The sequence below is a fragment of the Kitasatospora sp. NE20-6 genome, assembly GCF_045862635.1.
Genome location: NZ_BPRL01000096.1, coordinates 1 through 3079, shown reverse-complemented (window position 1 = coordinate 3079; position 3079 = coordinate 1). Strand labels below are relative to the sequence as shown.

At 73.7% G+C, this 3079-nt stretch carries 2 protein-coding genes; one reads left to right on the top strand and one right to left on the bottom strand.

Annotated features, from left to right (window positions below; genetic code table 11):
• Nucleotides 1–154 precede the first annotated feature (154 nt).
• Nucleotides 155–1594, top strand: coding sequence for a 2-oxoglutarate dehydrogenase, E2 component, dihydrolipoamide succinyltransferase (sucB, locus tag SNE206_RS37725; protein WP_407918109.1), 1440 nt, complete (start codon nt 155–157; stop codon nt 1592–1594).
• Nucleotides 1595–1733: 139 nt separating this feature from the next.
• Here sucB and SNE206_RS37720 read toward each other — a convergent pair whose 3' ends face one another.
• The gene (locus SNE206_RS37720) at nt 1734–2840 is read right to left on the bottom strand and encodes a hypothetical protein (protein ID WP_407918108.1); all 1107 of its coding nucleotides are present in this window, start codon (nt 2838–2840) and stop codon (nt 1734–1736) included.
• Nucleotides 2841–3079 lie beyond the last annotated feature (239 nt).

Sequence of the window (3079 nt, the reverse complement as noted above, 5' to 3'; positions counted from 1 at the left end):
CCGCGAGATCTACCAGATCCTGACCGCACCCAGCGCCCCACACATCACCACCGAGCAGCTCACCACCGCTGCTTGACATCCATAAGAGCATCCCCGCGGGCACCCCGCACTCCCCCCATCCTGAACGCAAGACCTGATAGGAGTCGCTGACACCATGGCGGTCTCAGTAACACTGCCCGCACTGGGCGAGAGCGTGACCGAGGGCACCGTCACCCGCTGGCTGAAGGCCGAGGGTGAGCGCGTGGAGGTCGACGAGCCGCTGCTCGAGGTCTCCACCGACAAGGTCGACACCGAGATCCCGGCCCCCGCCGCCGGCATCCTCGCCTCGATCAAGGTCGGCGAGGACGAAACCGTCGAGGTCGGCGCCGAACTCGCCGTCATCGACGACGGCACCGACACCCCCGCACCCGCCGCCGAAGCCACCCCCGCCCCCGAAGCCACCCCCGCCGCCGAAGCCACCCCCGCACCGGCAGCCGCACCGGCTGTTCCGGCCCCGGCTCCGGCTGCTGTTCCCGCTCCTGCCACGTTCGTCGCCCCGGCACCGGCACCTGCCCCTGCGCAGGCCCCTGCTCCGGCCCCTGTCCGTGCGCAGGCTCCGGCTCCCGCGCCCGCCCGGGCCGCGGCGCCGGCCCCGTTCGTCGCCCCGGCCCCGGCCGGTGACGGCGGGAAGGCCGCCTACGCCACCCCGCTGGTCCGCAAGCTGGCCGCCGAGCTGGGTGTGCCGCTGGCCGGTGTGCAGGGCACGGGCGTCGGCGGCCGCATCCGCAGGCAGGACGTCCTGGCTGCCGCCGAGGCCCCGGCTCCCGTTGCCGCTCCCGCCGCCACCACTCCGGCCGCGGCTCCGGCCGGGCAGTCCGCGGCGGCCGCCGCCTCGCCGCTGCGCGGGCAGACCGTGCCCATGACGCGGGTGCGCAAGGCCATCGCCAGGCACATGGTCCAGTCGCTGCAGGTGTCGGCCCAGCTGACGACCGTGGTGGAGGCGGACGTCACCCGGGTCATCCGGCTGCGGGAGCTCGCCCGGGCCGGCTTCCTGCAGCGTGAGGGCGTCAAGCTCTCCCCGCTGCCGTTCTTCGTCAAGGCCGCCGTCGAGGCGCTCAAGCTGCACCCGGTCCTCAACGCCCGGGTGAACGAGGACGACACCGTCACCTACCACGACGTCGAGAACATCGGCATCGCGGTGGAGTCCGACAGGGGCCTGTTCGTGCCCGTCATCCACGGGGCGGGCGACCTCGGCATCGCGGGCATCGCCCGGAGGACCGCCGACCTGGCGGCCCGTACCCGCGACGGCGGCCTCAAGCCGGACGAACTGACCGGGGGCACCTTCACGGTGACCAACACGGGTTCGCGCGGTGCACTGTTCGACACCCCGATCCTCAACCAGCCGCAGGTCGGCATGCTGGGCATCGGCGCCACCGTCAGGCGCCCGGTCGTGCTGGAGACTCCGGAGGGCACCACCATCGCCGTGCGCGACATGGTCTACCTCGCGCTGTCGTACGACCACCGGATCGTGGACGGTGCCGATGCCGCACGCTTCCTCGGCACGGTGAAGGCCCGCCTGGAAGGCGGTGCGTTCGAGGGCGAGCTCGGGCTCTGACCTCGGGCTCTGACCTCCGCGCGGGCGGACGGCCCGGCGCCCACGACATCCTCGTGGGCGCCGGGCCTCCGGGCCGGTGAGGCCTGGCACGGGCCGTGGGGTGGGCCCGGCCCGGCCTGCCGGACCGGGCCCACGGGGGTCAGAAGGCCGAGGTGTAGGCCGTGAGGAACGGGGCCGAGACGGGGGTGCCTCCCGGGTTGAAGCAGAGGGTGTAGAGCTGCACGGTGCCGCTGGTGCGCGCCCAGGGCATGGCGAGGCCGCACCAGCCCGGTCCGGTGCCGTAGGCGGTGGCGTGGGCGGTGTCCGAGGGGACGGCCACGCCGGGCAGGGTGACGGTGAACGGGACGGATCCGGAGAGGGTGTTGGCCGCCCCGACGGAGTTGAAGTTGGTGTTCGCGGGCACGCCGCCGTTGAACCAGAGGTAGCCGAAGGACTTCGGCGGGAACGCCGGTCCGTGCACCGCCCGCTTGAGGGAGTAGCTCAGCGTCCAGGTGGTGTCGAAGGGGGCGTTGGCGGCGTTGAAGCAGGCCACCACCACGGTCTGCCCGCTCGCGCCCGGTACCCAGTCGGCCACCTTGCAGCGGGCGCCCTGGATCCCGTTGACCGCCGTGACCTCGATGTTCCCGGCGGCGGTGGACGCCCCGAGGCCGGGCAGCCACGCCTTCCAGATGCCGGTCGAGCCGTGGCTCACCGTGTTGACCGCCCCGGCCGAGTTGTACTGGGCGAGCACCGCCCCGCTGACGGCCGAGTAGGTGTACCCGTAGCTGCCGCCGGCCGGCGAGGGCGTCCCGCTGCTGGTGGTGTAGAGCACGGTGAACAGGGTGTTCGCGGGGGCGCCGCTCGGCTGGTAGCAGTTGACCGCGACGTCCTGCCCGGTGCCCGCCGTGGACCAGCCCTTGATCTGGCACCAGTTGCCGGTGCGTCCGACGGCGGTGGCGTGGGCGATGCCGCCCGGGCCGGCGATCAACGGGAAGTGCACCACGTACGCGCCGACCCCGAGCTGGTCGACCTTGACCGGGTTGGCGGCCGGGGAGGGCCAACTGCCCCACTGCCGGGTGAGGTCGGGGACGTACCCCGCGGGCGGGGTCGGGTTGTCGAGGAACGCGAAGCCCCAGCGGTCCGGTACGGCGGCGTGGGCGGGCCCGGCGGCCGGCAGTGCGGCGGCCATGAGGCCGGCCACCATGGCCAGGACGAGCAGAACGGCACGGACGGGTCCGAGTGACGGTGCGACGGTGCGGGCGTGCATGTGCGTACCCCCTGGGTGGGTGAGGACGGGGTGTGCTGCCTGCGCGGTGCATCCTGCGCTGCGAGCCCGCTCCCTGGTCCAGGGGCGGGCTGCTCCGCCGGGACGGGCTGCTTCGGTGCGCCGGACGGTGTCCGGCCTCGGCCACTCCCGGTGACCGGGCCCGGCGGCGCCTCACATCGTAGGATTGCCCGACCTCGTGGCACAGGCCCCTGGCATGCACCCGATGGTCGGATGTCGGC